16 protein-coding genes and 1 pseudogene are annotated in these 16,827 nt (G+C 73.1%); 8 read left to right on the top strand and 9 right to left on the bottom strand.

Annotated features, from left to right (window positions below; genetic code table 11):
• Window positions 1-26 precede the first annotated feature (26 nt).
• The 4 genes from ACFQ8C_RS25205 to ACFQ8C_RS25190 all read right to left on the bottom strand — a co-directional run bounded on the left by ACFQ8C_RS25205 (window position 27) and on the right by ACFQ8C_RS25190 (window position 3,792).
• A complete protein-coding gene (locus ACFQ8C_RS25205) occupies window positions 27-617 on the bottom strand; it encodes a malonic semialdehyde reductase (RefSeq protein ID WP_383461556.1) in 591 nt (196 codons plus the stop codon).
• A gap of 250 nt (window positions 618-867) precedes the next feature.
• Window positions 868-1,101 carry an exodeoxyribonuclease VII small subunit gene (locus ACFQ8C_RS25200; protein WP_383461555.1) on the bottom strand — a complete coding sequence of 78 codons (234 nt, stop codon included), beginning with the start codon at window positions 1,099-1,101 and terminating at the stop codon, window positions 868-870.
• Window positions 1,102-1,151: 50 nt separating this feature from the next.
• Window positions 1,152-2,357 carry an exodeoxyribonuclease VII large subunit gene (gene xseA / locus ACFQ8C_RS25195; protein ID WP_383461553.1) on the bottom strand — a complete coding sequence of 402 codons (1,206 nt, stop codon included), beginning with the start codon at window positions 2,355-2,357 and terminating at the stop codon, window positions 1,152-1,154.
• A gap of 31 nt (window positions 2,358-2,388) precedes the next feature.
• Entirely contained in the window at window positions 2,389-3,792 is a 1,404-nt protein-coding gene (locus ACFQ8C_RS25190; RefSeq protein ID WP_383461551.1) for an APC family permease, read from the bottom strand.
• Between the two features lie 54 nt (window positions 3,793-3,846).
• Here ACFQ8C_RS25190 and ACFQ8C_RS25185 point away from each other — a divergent pair, with 54 nt between their 5' ends.
• Window positions 3,847-4,848 carry a 4-hydroxy-3-methylbut-2-enyl diphosphate reductase gene (locus tag ACFQ8C_RS25185; protein ID WP_383461549.1) on the top strand — a complete coding sequence of 334 codons (1,002 nt, stop codon included), beginning with the start codon at window positions 3,847-3,849 and terminating at the stop codon, window positions 4,846-4,848.
• 29 nt (window positions 4,849-4,877) lie between these two features.
• Complete coding sequence (gene ppgK / locus ACFQ8C_RS25180) at window positions 4,878-5,630, top strand: polyphosphate--glucose phosphotransferase (RefSeq protein ID WP_383461547.1); 753 nt, start codon at window positions 4,878-4,880, stop codon at window positions 5,628-5,630.
• Window positions 5,631-5,642: 12 nt separating this feature from the next.
• On the opposite strand, the gene ACFQ8C_RS25175 is transcribed toward ppgK, so the two are convergent.
• On the bottom strand, window positions 5,643-6,311 hold the full coding sequence (locus ACFQ8C_RS25175) for a DUF6542 domain-containing protein (protein WP_383461545.1): 669 nt from the start codon (window positions 6,309-6,311) through the stop codon (window positions 5,643-5,645).
• A 223-nt stretch (window positions 6,312-6,534) separates the two neighbouring features.
• Between ACFQ8C_RS25175 and ychF the strand changes: the two genes are divergently transcribed.
• Window positions 6,535-7,623, top strand: a complete 1,089-nt coding sequence (gene ychF / locus ACFQ8C_RS25170) for a redox-regulated ATPase YchF (protein ID WP_383461543.1) — start codon at window positions 6,535-6,537, stop codon at window positions 7,621-7,623.
• A 133-nt stretch (window positions 7,624-7,756) separates the two neighbouring features.
• On the opposite strand, the gene ACFQ8C_RS25165 is transcribed toward ychF, so the two are convergent.
• From ACFQ8C_RS25165 to ACFQ8C_RS25150, 4 genes are all read right to left on the bottom strand, one after another.
• On the bottom strand, window positions 7,757-8,020 hold the full coding sequence (locus tag ACFQ8C_RS25165; RefSeq protein ID WP_383461541.1) for a type II toxin-antitoxin system RelE/ParE family toxin: 264 nt from the start codon (window positions 8,018-8,020) through the stop codon (window positions 7,757-7,759).
• Window positions 8,013-8,282 carry a type II toxin-antitoxin system Phd/YefM family antitoxin gene (locus ACFQ8C_RS25160; protein WP_007266282.1) on the bottom strand — a complete coding sequence of 90 codons (270 nt, stop codon included), beginning with the start codon at window positions 8,280-8,282 and terminating at the stop codon, window positions 8,013-8,015. The genes ACFQ8C_RS25165 and ACFQ8C_RS25160 overlap by 8 nt, the downstream gene beginning before the upstream one ends.
• A 315-nt stretch (window positions 8,283-8,597) precedes the next feature.
• A complete protein-coding gene (locus ACFQ8C_RS25155) occupies window positions 8,598-8,990 on the bottom strand; it encodes a DNA-binding protein (RefSeq protein WP_383461539.1) in 393 nt (130 codons plus the stop codon).
• Complete coding sequence (locus ACFQ8C_RS25150) at window positions 8,990-9,241, bottom strand: hypothetical protein (protein WP_383461538.1); 252 nt, start codon at window positions 9,239-9,241, stop codon at window positions 8,990-8,992. The genes ACFQ8C_RS25155 and ACFQ8C_RS25150 overlap by 1 nt, the downstream gene beginning before the upstream one ends.
• 127 nt (window positions 9,242-9,368) lie before the next feature.
• Between ACFQ8C_RS25150 and ACFQ8C_RS25145 the strand changes: the two are divergent.
• The 5 genes and pseudogenes from ACFQ8C_RS25145 to ACFQ8C_RS25125 form a co-directional block, all read left to right on the top strand.
• Window positions 9,369-9,617 (top strand): annotated as a pseudogene (locus tag ACFQ8C_RS25145) (ATP-dependent helicase); the annotation flags it as partial.
• Between the two features lie 239 nt (window positions 9,618-9,856).
• The gene (locus tag ACFQ8C_RS25140; RefSeq protein WP_383461536.1) at window positions 9,857-12,520 is read left to right on the top strand and encodes a BTAD domain-containing putative transcriptional regulator; all 2,664 of its coding nucleotides are present in this window, start codon (window positions 9,857-9,859) and stop codon (window positions 12,518-12,520) included.
• Window positions 12,521-12,618: 98 nt separating this feature from the next.
• Window positions 12,619-13,359, top strand: coding sequence for a DUF4232 domain-containing protein (locus tag ACFQ8C_RS25135; protein WP_383461535.1), 741 nt, complete (start codon window positions 12,619-12,621; stop codon window positions 13,357-13,359).
• Between the two features lie 387 nt (window positions 13,360-13,746).
• On the top strand, window positions 13,747-15,321 hold the full coding sequence (locus ACFQ8C_RS25130) for a S8 family peptidase (RefSeq protein ID WP_383461533.1): 1,575 nt from the start codon (window positions 13,747-13,749) through the stop codon (window positions 15,319-15,321).
• A 231-nt stretch (window positions 15,322-15,552) separates the two neighbouring features.
• Window positions 15,553-16,725, top strand: coding sequence for a DUF4190 domain-containing protein (locus ACFQ8C_RS25125; RefSeq protein ID WP_383461531.1), 1,173 nt, complete (start codon window positions 15,553-15,555; stop codon window positions 16,723-16,725).
• The last annotated feature ends 102 nt before the right edge of the window (window positions 16,726-16,827 follow it).

Here is a 16,827-nt window from a genome sequence, read left to right as displayed (position 1 = left end):
GGGGCTTCGTCGTGCGTGGAGCGGGCTCAGACGGTGGTGATGACGTCGTCGTAGGCCAGGCGCGGGGAGCGCGGGAACCAGGCGTCCTCGCCCGGCTTGCCGATGTTGATCACCATCAGCGGGGTGTGGTCGGCGTCCAGGAACTCCTTCTGGAGGCCGGCGAAGTCCAGGCCGGTCATCGGGCCGGCGGCCAGGCCGGCGGCGCGGACGCCCACGATGAAGTAGGCGGCCTGGAGGGCGGCGTTCAGCAGGGCGGAGCCCTCGCGGACCGGGCGCTCGGCGAAGAACATGTCCTTGGCCTGCGGGAAGTGCGGGAGCAGGGCCGGGAGCTCCTCGTGGAACTCGTTGTCGGCCGAGAGGATCGCGACCAGCGGCGCGGCGGCGGTCTTGGCCTGGTTGCCCTCGGCCATGTGCTTCACCAGGCGCTCGCGGGCCTCGGGGGAGCGGACCAGGGTGATGCGCAGCGGGGTCTGGTTGAAGGCGGTGGGGCCGAACTTCACCAGGTCGTAGATCGCCTGGACCTGCTCGTCGGTCACCGGCTCGTCGGTGAACGTGTTGGCGGTGCGGGCCTCGCGGAAGAGGAGGTCCTGGGCGGCGGGGTCGAGAACGAGGGACATGCTGCGTACCTTCCGGACTGCAAAGGGGACCGCCCGGCGAGGAATCCGGGCGATGTCTCGACAGTACGCCCAGGATTGGTGAAAGTTCAACTATCTGATCCGGATAGTGATCCGTTTCACTTCGCCAGTGTAGCCCCGGGCCGCGCCCCGCCACCACGCCCCTTCAGGCCAAGCCGACCCGGCCACCACTCCCGTGCCCCTGCCGTGGCAGCGCGCCCGTTCCCCTGCCGTGGCAGCGCGGCCGGGCGCCTCACTCCGCCCCGTCCTCCCCCTCCCGCCCGGTCGCCAGCGAGGCGTCGAGCCGGGCGCGGGCGCCCTCCAGCCAGTGCCGGCAGACCTTCGCCAGCTCCTCCCCACGCTCCCAGAGCGCCAGCGACTCCTCCAGGGTCGTTCCGCCCGCCTCCAGGCGCCGGACGACCTCGATCAGCTCGTCGCGCGCCTCCTCGTAGCCGAGCGCCGTCCCCGCGTCCGTACCGCTTGCCATCTCTTCTCCGTCCTCCGTGCCTTCTCGTGTCGTCGTCCCGCGCGGGCCCGTCACGCCCGTCGCACCGTGAACTCGCCCTCGGCCACCCGGGCCCGCAGTTCGTCGCCCTCCGCGACCTCCGCCGCCGCGCGGACCACCGAGCCGTCCGGCCGCTGGAGCACCGCGTAGCCGCGCTCCAGCGTCGCCGCCGGAGAGAGCGCCCGCACCCGTGCCCGGGTGTGGGCCAGCTCCGACTCCGCCCGGTCCAGGAGGTGGCCGAAGACCCGCCGGCCGCGCGCCAGGAGCGCGTCCAGCTCGTCCTCCCTGACCTCCACCATCCGCCGCGGGTGCTCCATCACCGGCCGGGCCAGCGCGTGCGCGAGGCCCCGCTCCTCGCGCTCCAGGAGGCCCCGGACCGACCGCAGCGCCCGGTCGCGCAGGCCGCCCACCCGCTCCAGCTCCTCGCCCACGTCCGGGACGATCTTCTTCGCCGCGTCGGTCGGCGTGGAGGCCCGCAGGTCCGCCACCAGGTCGAGCAGCGGGGAGTCCGGCTCGTGCCCGATCGCCGACACCACCGGCGTACGGCACGCGGCCACCGCCCGGACCAGCTGTTCGTCCGAGAAGGGCAGCAGGTCCTCGACGCTGCCGCCGCCCCGGGCCACCACGATCACGTCCACGTCCTCGTGCGCGTCCAGCTCCCGGACCGCCTGGATCACCTGCGGCACCGCCTTCACGCCCTGCACCGGGACGTTCCGCACCTCGAAGCGGACGGCGGGCCACCTGCGCCGGGCGTTCTCCAGGACGTCCCGCTCGGCCGCCGAGGCCCGGCCGCAGACCAGGCCGATCAGCTGCGGCAGGAACGGCAGCGGCTTCTTCCGGTCGAGCGCGAAGAGGCCCTCGGCCGCGAGCCCCCGCTTCAGCTGTTCGAGGCGGGCCAGCAGCTCGCCGATCCCGACCGGCTTGATCTCCACCGCCCGCAGCGACAGCTGCCCGCGCGGCGCGTACCACTCCGGCTTGGCGTGCACGACGACCCGGGCGCCCTCCGAGACGACGTCGGCCACCGCGTCGAAGACCTGCCGGTAGCAGGTCACCGCGATGGAGACGTCGTGCGAGGGATCCCGCAGCGTCAGGAAGACGACCCCGGCGCCGGGGCGCCGTGAGAGCTGCGTGATCTGCCCCTCGACCCAGATCGCCCCCAGCCGGTCGATCCACCCCCCGATCATCCGGGAGACCTCACCGACGGGAAGCGGTGCTTCGGCGGACGTAGTCAGAGCCATGCACCGAGCGTAACGGCGCCCTCCGACAACGTCATCGCCGCGCCCGGCCCGCCGACCCCTCCGGGGGGCCGCCGACCGGCCCCCGCCCCGCCCCCTGCACCGCGAGCACCACGAACCCCACGCCCAGCCAGACCACGCCGACCACCTGCGCCGCCACCGAGGCCTCCACGATCACCGCGATCAGGATCACCGCGCCGACCACCGGCAGGACCACGTGCCGCAGCCAGTGCGGCGGGCCCTCGGCCCGCTGGACCGCGAACCAGCCGACCACGCTCGCGTGCAGCAGCACGAAGGCCGTCAGGGCGCCGACGTCGACCACCGACACCAGGTGGTCCAGGCCGTCGTCCCGGCGGGCCGCCCAGAGCGCCGCGACCATCGTCACCGTCGCCGACACCAGGAGCGCCACCCGGGGCACGCCCGCGTCGGTGCGCGCCAGCGCGTGCGGCAGCCGCCCCTCACGGCCCATGGCGAAGAGCAGCCGCCCGCCCGCCGCCTGCCCGGCCAGCGCCGCGAAGGCCGCGCCGACCGCCTTGGACACCGCGACCAGGTCGTGCAGCCAGCCGCCCACCGAGGCGTCCACGGCGTCGTAGAAGGCGGAGCCCTGCTTCTCCGGGTCGGCCGCGAGCTCCGCCGAGGAGACCGGTTCGAGCAGCGCCACCAGCCAGGTCTGGGCGACGAAGAGGAGGCCGGCGAGGAGCAGGCAGAAGAGCAGGGCCCGCGCCACCTTCGCCGAGCCGCCGGTGACCTCCTCCGCGAAGGCCGCGATCGCGTCGAAGCCGAGGTACGAGAGGACCGCCACCGACACCGCGCCGATCACCGCCGCGAGCGAGAAGGTCCCGTCGCCGGCCAGCGGCGACCACCAGTCGCGCTGCGCCCCGTCCCGTACGAGCACCACCACCGCCGACACCACGAAGACCAGCAGCACCACGATCTCCATCAGGAGCACCGCGAAGCCGACCCGGGCCGCGGCCCGCACCCCCCACAGGTTGAGCAGGGTGGTCACCACCACGGCGATCCCCGTCCACACCCACCGGTGCACCTCCGGCACCAGCGCCTCCATCGCGATCCCCGCGAAGAGGTAGGCGACGGCCGGGATCAGCAGGTAGTCCAGCATCGCCATCCAGCCCGCGACGAAGCCGGGCCCCTCGCCGAGCCCCTTGCGGGCGTAGGCGAAGACCGAGCCGGCCTGCGGGACGACCCGGACCATCTGCGCGTAGCTGAAGGCCGTGAACGCCATCGCCACCGTCGCCACGACGTACACCAGTGCGACGGCCCCGTGCGACTTCGCGTCGAGCGTGCCGAAGACGCCGACCGGCGCCATCGGCGCGATGAACAGCAGTCCGTACACGACCAGGTCGCGGAAACCCAGCGTCCGCCGCAGCCCCACGTGGTCCGGCCCCGGTGTCGCCCCGCCCACCTGCGCGTTCTCAGCCATGGCGTCAGTTTCGGCCAAGGCCGTGCTCCCGGCGCTCACCGACGCGGCCTTACGATGGGGCGCATGAGTGCAACGCCCGCGACCCACCGCCCGAAGCGTGTCCTGCTCGCCGCTCCCCGCGGCTACTGCGCGGGCGTGGACCGTGCCGTGATCGCCGTGGAGAAGGCCCTGGAGCAGTACGGGGCCCCCGTCTACGTCCGCCACGAGATCGTCCACAACAAGTACGTGGTCCAGACGCTGGAGCGGAAGGGCGCGATCTTCGTCGACCAGGCCACCGAGGTCCCGCCCGGCAACATCGTGATGTTCTCCGCGCACGGCGTCGCCCCGACCGTGCACGAGGAGGCCCGCCAGGGCCGGCTCGCGACGATCGACGCGACCTGCCCGCTGGTCACCAAGGTCCACAAGGAGGCCGTCCGGTACGCCAAGGAGGACTTCGACATCCTCCTCATCGGCCACGAGGGCCACGAGGAGGTCATCGGCACCTCCGGCGAGGCCCCCGACCACATCCAGCTCGTCGACGGCCCCGAGGACGTCGCCAAGGTCGAGGTCCGCGACCCCTCCCGGGTCGTCTGGCTCTCCCAGACCACCCTCTCCGTCGACGAGACGATGGAGACGGTCGACGCGCTCAAGAACAAGTTCCCGCAGCTGGTCTCCCCGCCGTCGGACGACATCTGCTACGCCACGCAGAACCGCCAGACCGCGATCAAGGAGCTGGCCGGCCAGGCCGAGCTCGTCATCGTCGTCGGCTCCAGGAACTCCTCGAACTCGATCCGCATGGTCGAGGTCGCCAAGCAGGCCGGTGTCCCCGCCGCCTACCTGGTGGACTTCGCGAGCGAGATCGACGAGGCCTGGCTGGAGGGCGTCGCCTCGGTCGGCCTCTCCTCCGGCGCCTCCGTCCCCGACGTGCTGGTCCAGGAGGTCCTGGAGTGGCTGGCGCAGCGCGGCTACGCGGACGTGGAGCTGGTCAAGACCGCCGACGAGCACCTCACCTTCTCGCTCCCCAAGGAGCTCCGCCGCGACCTGCGCGCCGAGGCCGCCGAGCTCGTCAAGGAGTAGTCGTCGGCGGATGCCCGTAACGTGAGTCCATGAACGTCTTCGGAGTGGACATCGGCGGCTCGGGCATCAAGGGCGCCCCCGTGGACCTGGAGCGGGGCGCCCTCGCTGAGGAGCGTCACAAGGTCCTCACCCCGCAGCCCTCGACACCGCACGACGTCGCGGGCAGCGTCGCGGAGGTCGTGGCGCACTTCGGCTGGAGCGGCCCGATCGGCGTCACCTTCCCCGGTGTCGTCACCGGCAGCACGGTGCGCACCGCCGCCAACGTCGACACGTCCTGGATCGGCACCGACGCCGGCGCGCTCATCGGCGAGGCCGTCGGAGGCCTCCCGGTCACCGTCCTCAACGACGCCGACGCGGCCGGCGTGGCCGAGATGACCTTCGGCGCCGGCCGGGGCCGCACCGGCACGGTCATCCTGCTGACCCTCGGCACCGGCATCGGCTCCGCCGTCTTCACCGACGGCCGCCTGGTCCCCAACACGGAGCTCGGCCACCTGGAGCTCAAGGGCCACGACGCCGAGAAGCGCGCCTCCTCGAAGGCGCGCGAGGACGAGGAGCTGAGCTGGGAGCACTGGGCCACCAAGCGGCTCCGCAAGTACCTCGCCCACGTGGAGATGCTCTTCTCCCCGGAGCTGTTCATCCTCGGCGGGGGAGTGAGCCGCAAGGCCGACAAGTTCCTCCCCTACCTCGACGGCATCCGCGCCGAGATCGTCCCGGCCGAGCTGAGGAACGACGCGGGGATCGTCGGCGCCGCGATGGCCGCGAGCGCGACGGCCGCCCGCTGACGGGGAGGACGCCTACGGGGCCGGCCGCCGGTTCCGGGCGGGGGACGGGTTCCCCCGCGCGGGCCCGGCGACCCCGGCGCGGGGCGCCCGGGGCGGGTTCCCCGGAGCCGCGGGGGCCGGGCGGCGGCGCCGGCGGCCCATGGCGCGGACCTTCCGGACGCTCGCGATGACGCCGGCGACCAGCGTGCCCCCGTACAGCCAGCCGGCGTGCACGGCGAGGGCGGTGACGACGGCCATGGCCTGGCCGCCGAAGCCGCCCTCGCCGCCGGCGATCGGCACGACGCCGACGGCGAAGGCGATCGGGACGGCGATCGGCGCGGTGACCAGGTCGGCGGTCCGCACCCAGAGCGCCGTGAGCGCGCTCACCGGCAGGAACAGCAGACCGAACGCCAGCGGCGAACCGTCCAGGACCAGCCAGTCCAGGAACCCGACGACGAGCATCGCCGCCGAGGCGAAGAGACCCGCGCCGAGCCCGGTGAGCCGGGGCGAGGGCAGCCGTCGCAGGGCCTGCACCACGGGCGGCGCGGGCCGCCGCGCGGTCGCCGGGGTGCCGACCCGGTAGACGGTGGCCGCCCCGGTTCCGGCCCCCTCCACCTCCACCTCCACGAGCGCGCCGGGCGGCGTGAGGGGGGTCTGCGGCCGTCGGCGGCCTTGCGGCTGACTTGTCCTGTGCTGCTCCACCTCACCAACGTAGGTCGGGACGCGTCGGGAGGAGCCCGGGACACGCCCTTTGGGTGACCTTGGGGCCACACTTCGACCGATCTCGACCGGACTCGGCCCGACCTCGGCCGGGACTCGTCCCCGGCTCCTCCCCGGCCCGTCCCCGGCGGCCGGTGAGGCCCGCGCCGCGCCCCCCGTAAACTGGGGGATCGACCCATCATCCGTATCTAGGGAAGTCGCCACCGTGTCGCTCACGATCGGAATCGTCGGCCTGCCGAATGTCGGCAAGTCGACCCTGTTCAACGCCCTGACCAAGAACGACGTGCTGGCGGCCAACTACCCGTTCGCCACGATCGAGCCCAACGTCGGCGTCGTCGGCGTCCCCGACGCCCGCCTGACCAAGCTCGCCGAGATCTTCTCCTCCCAGCGCATCCTCCCGGCCACCGTCGACTTCGTCGACATCGCCGGCATCGTGCGCGGCGCGAGCGAGGGCGAGGGCCTGGGCAACAAGTTCCTGGCGAACATCCGCGAGTCCGACGCTATCTGCCAGGTCATCCGCGCCTTCAAGGACGAGAACGTCGTGCACGTCGACGGCAAGGTCTCGCCGAAGGACGACATCGAGACGATCAACACCGAGCTGATCCTCGCCGACCTCCAGACCATCGAGAAGGTCCTCCCGCGCCTGGCGAAGGAGGCCCGCATCAAGAAGGACGTGGCCCCCAAGGTCGTGGCCGTCGAGGCGGCGAAGGAGATCCTGGAGCGCGGTGACACCCTCTTCTCCCAGGGCATCGTCCAGGGCTCGGAGAAGGCGGAGCTCCTCCACGACCTCCACCTCCTCACCACCAAGCCCTTCCTCTACGTTTTCAACGTCGACGAGGACGAGCTGACCGACGACGCCTTCAAGGCCGAGCAGAGCGCCCTCGTCGCCCCGGCCGAGGCGATCTTCCTCAACGCCAAGCTGGAGCAGGACCTCGCCGAGCTGGACGAGGAGGACGCCATGGAGCTCCTCCAGTCCGTCGGCGCCGAGGAGCCCGGCCTCGCCACCCTCGCCCGCGTCGGCTTCGACACCCTCGGCCTCCAGACCTACCTCACGGCCGGTCCCAAGGAGTCCCGCGCCTGGACGATCAAGAAGGGCGCCACGGCCCCCGAGGCGGCCGGTGTCATCCACACCGACTTCCAGAAGGGCTTCATCAAGGCCGAGGTCATCTCCTTCGCCGACCTCGTCGCCACCGGCTCCGTCGCCGACGCCCGCTCCGCCGGCAAGGCCCGCATGGAGGGCAAGGAGTACGTCATGCAGGACGGCGACGTCGTGGAGTTCCGCTTCAACGTGTGATGCGTCACGTAGCGCCACGTCGCTGATCTGGCAAACGTGCAGTTCAGAAGGGGTCGCCTCCTCCGGGAGGTGGCCCCTTCGTCGTCACCGTGCCGGATGGGTGCTGGATATTCTGACGCTGGCTCAGCCGGCATCAAGTGTCGTAGACGGTGGAGCGGTGTCCGACGTGAACGACCCACACCACGAGCTCTCCGTTGTCGATCGTGTAGACGACGCGGTGGTCGCCGACCCGCAGGCGACGGCGGTCGGGTTGTGACACGAGTGCGGTGGTGTCGAAACCGAGGGGGTCGGTCTCCAGCTCGGTCAGCTTGGCCAGGATGCGCAGCGCCATGTCGCGAGGGATCTTCCGAAGTTCGGCCTGCGCCTCGGGGCGGAAGACGGTTCGGTACTCACTCACTGCGCGCCAGCGTCTCCCTCATGATGTCCTCGATCGGGATGCCGGGTGCTGGGTTGGCCATGCGCTCGTCGATGATCCGATTGATCTCGCGCTCTTCCCATTCCTGGTACTTGCGCAGTACCTCGATGGAGACGACGGCGGCGACTTCCTTGCCTCGGCGCGTGATCACTGTGGGTACGTCGTCGCGATCGGCGCGCTCCACGACCTCGGCGAGGTGGGCACGCACGTCGCGGATGGACTCTATGGGCAGCGGCTGCGTCATGCGCCCAAGGGTACCGAGTGTCCCATGTGTACACAACGCATCGCGGGTGGTGGGTGTTCGTCGCGGTCGTGCGTGCTGGATGTGCTGGATGAACTCGCACCGTGCTGGATCGTTGCTGGATAAGGGCACCGAGAGCCGCGTTTCCGCAGGTGGGAGCTCTGTTTCGAACGTTCCGCTTCAACGCCTGACGCTATGTCGACAGCTGTGCCCGACTCGCCTGTCGGCGGGTCGGGCACAGCTGTGTGTCCGCAGTGGGTCCTCGATCCCGTGATGCGGTGACAGCGTTCGGCCGGGCGGCATGGCGGCGACGCGGCCTCAGACCTTGACGACCTCCACGGAAGGGCCGCACAGGAGTTCCAGGTCCTCGGGATCGGAGGTGAGGGCGGTGACCGGCTGGGGCGTGCTGCGGGCGATGGCGGCGAGAGCGGCATCGATGGCGTACTTGTGACCGTGAAGGCGATGGGCGCGAAGGAGGACGGCGGCCTGGTCGGCGATCTCCTTGGTGACGTCGTGGACGTCGACGCGGGAGAGGACCCACTTGATGCGGGCCGGGTGGATGTGCTCGCAGTCGGCCTCAAGCGTGGTCATGGCGCTGGTGGCGACGCGGACGCCCTCCTCCGACGCCGCCTGGACCAGAGTCACGACGGTGCGGTCCTTGCGGTAGAGCTTCGAGAGTCCTTCGCTGTCGAGCAGGAGGGTGCCGGGCATCAGGCGGCGGCCCCGCCGGCCTGCCGGTGGTCGTGGCGCAGCAGCGCCCGGGCGGCCTCGACCTCCTCGCGGGTGAGAGCTTCGTTGTCGGTCTCGAAGTCGGCGACGATCTCCCGCAGCTTGTCCATGGCGACCCTCTGTTCGAGAGCCTCGGCGACGTAGGCGGAGAAACCGCCGGGCCCGACATGGGCGCGTGCGGCCTCGGCGAGATCCTCGGGCAGACTGATCGAATACTTCCTGCTACCGCTCATGGTGCTGATCCTACCGGTGGTGGTAAGTCTGGGGGGTGTGAATGACCGACCCGAGGTTCGGTCGGTCCGCAGGGAGCTGCGAACGCCCGTCGAGGCCCGGTGTGGGCGGCGGGGAGGGGCGGGGAGCGTGGGGCGTGGCGAGCGGGACACGGTCGCGCGGGGAGCGCGACTGTACGAGGCGGCGCGGGCAGTGGTCGGTGACCACGGAAGGGCAGTGGAGGCGGTAAGGGCGGCACTGAAGCCGATCCACGGTGCGGCGGTGAAGCGGGAGCTCGACGCCCTTCCCGTCGCCCGACTGCGGGACGTCACCGAAGGGCGGCTGCGGCGGGGGAGTGTCGAGAAGAGCGGACTGCGCACCCTGGGCAGTGTCGAGGAAATCCCGGGTCGGAGCCGTGGAGGGTGCTCCGCCGCGGGTCAGGACCGGGCTTCGGGCATATGCGGCTTCGACGTCCGGCAGGCGTGTACGAGTGAGGAGGGGTCCGGCTCCGTGGGGGTCGGGCCCCGCCGGTTTCGGCCGAATACCGGGCTCGCGGCGGGATCGGTGCAGGTCGGGGCGAGAGGGCCGCGTATTCTCTGCTGCCGGGGGCAGCGGGGGAAACTGACGCGGAGGTACGGGTGGAGTTCCGGCTGCTCGGGTCCGTCGCGGTCGTGACGGAGGGCGGCGACGTCGCCCCGGGACCGGTCAAGCGGAGCAGCCTGCTGGCCGCGCTGCTGCTGCGCCCCAACACGGCCGTGAACGTGACCGGACTGATGGACGCGCTGTGGGAGGACGAGCCTCCGACCCACGCCAAGACCGTCCTCCAGGGGCACGTCTCCCGGCTGCGGGCGCTGCTCGCCGAGCACCGCGCCGAGACGTACGGGGTGGAGCTGACCACGCAGGGGTCCGCCTATCTGCTGCGGATGCCCGAGTCGCTGGTGGACGCGCACCGGTTCGAGGAACTGGTGGGGCTCGCGGGCGCGCAGCGGAACGCCGCCGACAGCGTGCGGATGCTGCGCGAGGCGCTGTCGTACTGGCAGGGGCCCGCGCTCACCGGCACCGTTCCGAGCGGGCCGCTGGAGGCCGCCGCCACCGCCCTGGAGGAGCTGCGGCTCTCGTCGGTGGAGGCGCTGGCGGAGGCGTACGGGAAGCTGGGCGAGCACGGCCGGGCCGCCGCCGTCCTGCGGACCGAGGCCGTCGCGCACCCGCTGCGCGAGTCGCTGGCCGCCGCGCTCATGACCGCGCTGGCCCGGGCCGGGCGCCGGTCGGACGCCCTCGACTGGTACCACCGCACCCGCCGGCTGCTCGCCGAGGAACTGGGCGTCGACCCGGGCGCGGTGCTCGGCGACACGTACGCGGAGCTGCTGCGGGAAGCGGGGGCGGTCCTCGTCCCGGCGCCGCTCCCGGTCCCCGCCCCTCCGGTGACCGACACCGTCGTCGTACCCGAGCTGCTGCCCCGGGCGCCGCGCGGGTTCACCGGGCGGGAGGCCGAGGCCGCGCTGCTCGACCGGGCGGCCGGCGGCGGCGACGGACCCGTGTGCCTCGTCACCGGGCCCGCCGGGGTCGGCAAGACGGCCTTCGCCGTGCACTGGGCGCACCGGCGCCGGGGAGGCTTCCCCGGCGGCCGGCTCTTCGCCGACCTGCGCGGCTTCAGCGACACCCCGGCGCCCGAGACCGGGGTCGTGCTGCGCGAGTTCCTGCTCGCGCTCGGCGTGCCGCAGCAGCGGGTGCCGGAGACGGCGGTGGGACGCGGGGCGCTCTTCCGCAGCCTCACGGCCGGCCGCCGGATCCTCGTCGTCCTCGACAACGCGCGCTCCTCGGAGCAGGTCAGGCCCCTGCTGCCGGGCGGCGAGGGGTGCGTGACCGTGGTGACCAGCCGGGACCGGCTCGGCGGGCTGATCGCCTCCGACGCGGCCCGCCCGGTGCCGCTCGACCAGCTGCCGCCCGCCGACGCGACCGCCCTCCTCGCGACCGTGCTCGGGGCGGACCGGGTCACCGCCGAGCCGGACGCCGCCGCGCGGCTCGCCGGACTCTGCGACGGGTTGCCGCTCGCCCTGCGGGTGACGGCCGCCCGGCTCGCCGAACGCCCGGGGTGGTCGCTCGGCGCGATGGTCGGCGAACTCGCCTGCGAGCAGGGGCGCCTGGCCCTCCTCGACGTGGAGGACGTCGGCGTCTCCGCCGCGCTGCGCCTCACCGTGCAGCAGCTGCCCGAGTCCGCCGCCCGCGCCTTCCGCGCCCTCGGCCTCCACACCGGCTCCGACCTGGACCACTTCGCCGCCGCCGCGCTCACCGGCACCACCCCCGCCCGGGCCTCGGCCGACCTCGAACGGCTCACCGCCGCCCACCTCCTCACGGAGACGGTGCCCGGCCGCTGGACCCCGCACGACCTCGTACGGCTCTACGCGCGCGGACTCGCCCCGCAGGCCGACCCGGAGGGGCTGCGCCGGCTCCTCGACCACTACCTGTACGCGGGGCTCGCGGCCGACGCCGCCGCCGAGCCCGGCTCGCAGCCCTGCTACGCCCTGCCCGCCGACGCCCGCCGGCCCGCCGCGGTCCCGGAGTTCGAGGGCCGTACCGCCGCGCTCGACTGGTACGCGGCGGAACGCCCCGCCCTGGAAGGGGCCGTGGCCGCCTCCGCCGCGCTCGGGCTGCACGACCGGGCCTGGCGGCTCGCCCTCGCGGCCTGGCCGCTGATGCTGATGCGGCTCCAGGACGGCTGGACCCCGCTCCTGGAGGCGGGGCTCGCCTCGGCCGAGGCGGTCGGCGACCCGGACGCCCAGTCGCGGACGCGGGCGCTGCTCGGCTGGATCCTGCACGAGGAGGGGCGAGACGAGGAGGCGCTGGTCCACCTGGCGCTGGCACCCGGTCTCGCCGCGCTGGCCGGGGACCCGATCAGCGAGGCCATCGCCGTCGTCAACCACGCGGCCGTCCTCGACGCCACGGGCGAGTGCGACCGGGCCCGCGCGCTGATGGTGCGGGCGGTCGCGCTCGCCGACCGGATCGGGCACCCGTCCACCCAGGTGCTCACCCTGCACCACCTGGCCGGGCACTGCCTGCGGGCGGGGGAGTACGAGGAGGCGCTGGCGCACGTCCTTCGCGCCGGGGAACTCGTCGCGCCCGACGCCGTCGTCGTCCAGGCCCAGCTGCGGATCGCGCGGGGCGAGGCGCTGGCCGGCATCGGACGGGTCGAGGAGGCCGCCCACCAGCTGGAACGCGCCGCCGCCGACGCCGAGGCGGCCGGTTTCGCGGAGGGCTCGGCGCGGGCGGCGGAGCGGCTGGCGCGGCTGGCGGCGGGGCGTTAGCGGTACGCAAGCGGGACGGCAGTGCCGGGCGGGAGTCTGTAGTCGGCACCACAGGCCACCGCACCGACCACGCTCCACATCACGGGGGAATCACCGACATGCGTACGTCATCCGCCAGGACCGCCAGGACCGCCCTCCTCGTCGCCGCCGTCGCGGCCGCCTCGCTCGGCCTGACGGCCTGCGGCGGGGACGGCGGCGCGAAGGACGCCGGCGACGCGAAGACCACGGCCGGCGCGCCCGCCGCGACGGCGACCACGGCGGCGCCGCAGGGCGCGGGCGCGTCGGGGGACGCGACCGCCTCCGCCGACCCGGCCGCCGCGAAGAGCACGACGGAGGGCACGACGGAGAGCGCCGGGGGGAGCACCGGGGGCGGTTCCGCGAAGAGCACCCCGGCCGCCGCCGCCACGGCGCCCGTCTGCGCCCACGGCGACGTGCGGATCACCGCACGGAAGGCCGACGAGGTGCCCACCGAGCACATCGTCCTCACCGCCACCAACACCTCGGGCAGCGCCTGCCGTCTCCTCGGCCACCCGCTCATCGCCTTCGGCGAGATCCAGACGGCGAAGGACGTCCCGCCGGTCGCGAAGAGCAAGCCGGCCGCTCCGGTGGTCCTGGAGCCGGGCGCGCCCGCGTACGCCAACGTGCGGGTCTCCAACGGCGGTGTCCACGAGGACAACAAGGTGGTGAAGGAGTTCAACGTGAACCTCTTCGCCGCCGACGGTCCGGCCGAGGGCAGCGTCGTCGTCGCCGCCCCGGCGGGCGGCATCGCCGTCGACGAGGCCGTCGCGAAGACCGGGTACTGGACGCCCGAACTCCGCGACGGTGCGGACGAGTTCTGAGACGATCGCAGCGCACCGCCGACGACGGGCCCGTCTCCCGGGGGATCGGAGACGGGCCCGTCCCGTGTGTCGGCGCCGTGAATTCCCGGGCCGGCCACGGTGGTCGGGCCCTTCGTCCGGGTCGCGGACCTTCGCAGGTGGGACCGGGAAAGCCGCTCTCCCGTACCTGTTGGTCCGTCATGTCGACCTTGTGGCAGGGGAGTTACCGGGGTGTAGGTCCTCTTGCGTGATTCCTATGGATCAGTCAATCTTTCGGCGACGACAGGGCGGCCGGGGTCGTGAGGTTCCGCGTCGGACCGTACACACTCTTGTCATGTTCCTGTCGTGAGTGAAGGTCACTCGGGCTCCCTCCCCACGGGAGCACCCCCCACGAGGAGGACACCTCACATGGCAGTGATGCGCGCATCGCGTCGCCGGATCTCCACCGCCGCGGCCATAGCCGTCACGGCGCTCGCCCTCGGTTCGCTCTCCGCCCTCCCCGCCACGGCCGCGCCGGCCGCCGCGGAGGGCGTCATCGAGAACGCCGGGGCCGAAGGCACCATCCCGGGCAGCTACATCGTCACCCTCGACGAGTCCGCCCAGGCCGAGACCGCCAAGGGCCGCGCCGTGCCCGGCAAGTTCGGTGCCAAGATCAAGCGCACCTACACCTCGGCGGTGAACGGCTACGCGATCGAGCTCTCCGAGGCGCAGGCGAAGAAGCTCGCCGCCGACCCGGCCGTGCAGTCCGTCGTCCAGAACCGCGTCTTCACGATCGACGCCACCCAGCCCTCCCCGCCGTCCTGGGGCCTGGACCGGATCGACCAGAAGGCCCTCCCGCTGAACCAGAGCTACACCTACCCGGACAGCGCGGGCCAGGGCGTCACGGCGTACATCATCGACACCGGCGTACGCATCAGCCACAGCGACTTCGGCGGCCGCGCCTCCAACGGCTACGACGCGATCGACAACGACAACACCGCCCAGGACGGCCACGGCCACGGCACCCACGTCGCCGGCACGGTCGCGGGCTCCTCCTACGGCGTCGCCAAGAAGGCGAAGATCGTCGGCGTCCGCGTCCTCGACAACAACGGCTCCGGCACCACCGACCAGGTCGTCGCCGGCATCGACTGGGTGACGCGGAACGCCGTCAAGCCGGCCGTCGCCAACATGAGCCTCGGCGGTGGCGCCGACTCCGTCCTCGACCAGGCCGTCCGCAACTCCATCGCGGCGGGCATCACCTACGGCGTCGCGGCCGGCAACGACAACTCCAACGCCTCCGGCTACTCCCCGGCGCGCGTCACCGAGGCCATCACGGTCGGCTCCACGACCAACACCGACGCCCGCTCCAGCTTCTCCAACTACGGCACCGTCCTGGACATCTTCGCCCCGGGCTCCTCCATCAAGTCGTCCTGGAACACCAGCGACACCGCCACCAACACCATCTCCGGCACCTCGATGGCCACCCCGCACGTGGTCGGCGCCGCCGCCGTCTACCTCGCCGACAACCCGACGGCCACCCCGGCGCAGGTCTCCACGGCCCTCACCACCGCCGCCACGCCGAACGTCGTCACCAGCCCCGGCACCGGCTCGCCGAACAAGCTCCTCTTCGTCGGCGGTGGCGGCACCACCCCGCCGCCCGGGCCGAAGTTCGAGAACACCGCCGACTTCGCCATCGCCGACAACGCGACCGTCGAGTCCCCGGTCACCGTCAGCGGCGTCTCCGGCAACGCCCCCGCGGCCCTCCAGGTCCCGGTCAACATCGTCCACACCTACATCGGCGACCTCCAGGTCCAGCTGATCGCCCCCGACGGCACGGCGTACACGCTGAAGGCCTTCGGCACCGGCGGCAGCGCCGACAACATCAACACCACCTACACGGTGAACGCCTCCGCCGAGGTCGCCAACGGCACGTGGAAGCTCCGCGTGACGGACAACGCGAGCTACGACACCGGCAAGATCGACTCCTGGGCCCTCCAGTTCTGACCCGGGCACGAGGTCCCGAACGTACGACCCGGGCGTGAAGCCCGAACGTACGACCCGGGCATGAGGCCCGAACGCACGACCCGGGCATGAGGTCCCGAACGCCCGAGGGGCGGCCACCGGCGGGTGGCCGCCCCTTCGCCGTGCCCCGCCTCGCCGCCCCGCGCCCCGGACCACGTACGATGCGCGCGCCCGATCGTCTGTTCGTCCCCGCGCCAACAGGAGCACGCACCCGTGGAGCCGACCCCTCCGACCCCGCCGCCCCAGCCGCCCGAGCCGCCCAGGCCGGGGGCGCCCGCCGCCTACCAGGCCCCCGGGCCGTACACCTCGCCCGGGATGCCCTACACGGCCGCGCCCGGGCCGTACGGGCCGCACGGGCCCTACGGGCCGCCGCGGGCGACCACCAACGGGCTCGCCGTCGGCTCGCTCGTCAGCGGCATCGTCTGCTGCCTGCCGCCGCTCGGGCTCGTCCTCGGGATCTTCTCGCTGCGGCAGATCGGGAAGCGGGGGCAGGGCGGCAAGGGGATGGCGATCGCCGGCATCGCGCTCTCGTCGATCAGCACCCTCCTCGTCGTCCTCGGTCTGATCACCGGTCAGATCCAGGAGGGGGTGAGGGCGTTCAACGAGGGGATGCGGGAGGCCGCCTCCGCCCGCATGCCGATGGAGCTGCGCACCGGGGAGTGCTTCGTCGACGAGGCCGGGCAGGGCGAGTACACCCTCGGCGTCCGGGTCGTCGACTGCGACGAGCCCCACGACGGCGAGATCACCGGACGGTTCGAGGCCACCGGCTTCGACGCCTGGCCCGGCGAGCGCGAGCTCACGGAGCTCGGCGAGGAGCGCTGCGAGACCATGGCCACCGCCTACGTGCGGGACACCTGGTCGCTGACCGCCGACTCGCTGAGCCTGTACTACACCCCGGACCGGCGGTCGTGGCGCGCGGGCGAGCACCGCATCGCCTGCGGCATCGGCGGCGAGGAGCGGCTCACGGGCTCGCTGCGCTCCGACGCCAGCACGCTCGACGCCGGCCAGCTGGCCTTCCTCACCCACGTCAACCCCGTCGAGGACGCCCTCTACGCGGAGCCGGAGGACGAACCGGAGGACGACCTCCAGGCCAACCTCGCCTGGGCCGCCGACGTGCGAGCGGCCGTCGACTCGGCCCGCTCCGGGCTGCGGGGGCGCACCTGGGAGCAGTCCGCGCGGGGGCCCGTGGGCGCGTACCTGAAGAGCCTGGACGCCGCCTCCAAGCAGTGGGCGAAGCTGGCGGCGGCCGAGGACGCGGAGGCGTTCTGGGACGCGTACGACCGTGCCTGGGAGCTGGTGCCGGACGAGGCGAGCAGCGAGGCCCGCAAGGCCCTCGGCCTCACGCACACGCCCCCGGAGGGCCCGGGCGAGCACGACTCCGTCTGAGCGGCGTCCACCCGGGCGGACGGGGACGTGGACGGGGCCGGGTCTCCGCTGGGGAGACCCGGCCCCGTCGTGTGCGGACCGGTACCGGTGCCGGAGGCGGCC

It is taken from the genome of Streptomyces sp. NPDC056503 (genome assembly GCF_042794995.1).
In the GTDB taxonomy this organism is placed as follows: Bacteria; Actinomycetota; Actinomycetes; order Streptomycetales; family Streptomycetaceae; genus Streptomyces.
Note: the sequence above shows the minus strand (reverse complement) of the source record. Positions and strands in the feature narration are given on the sequence as shown.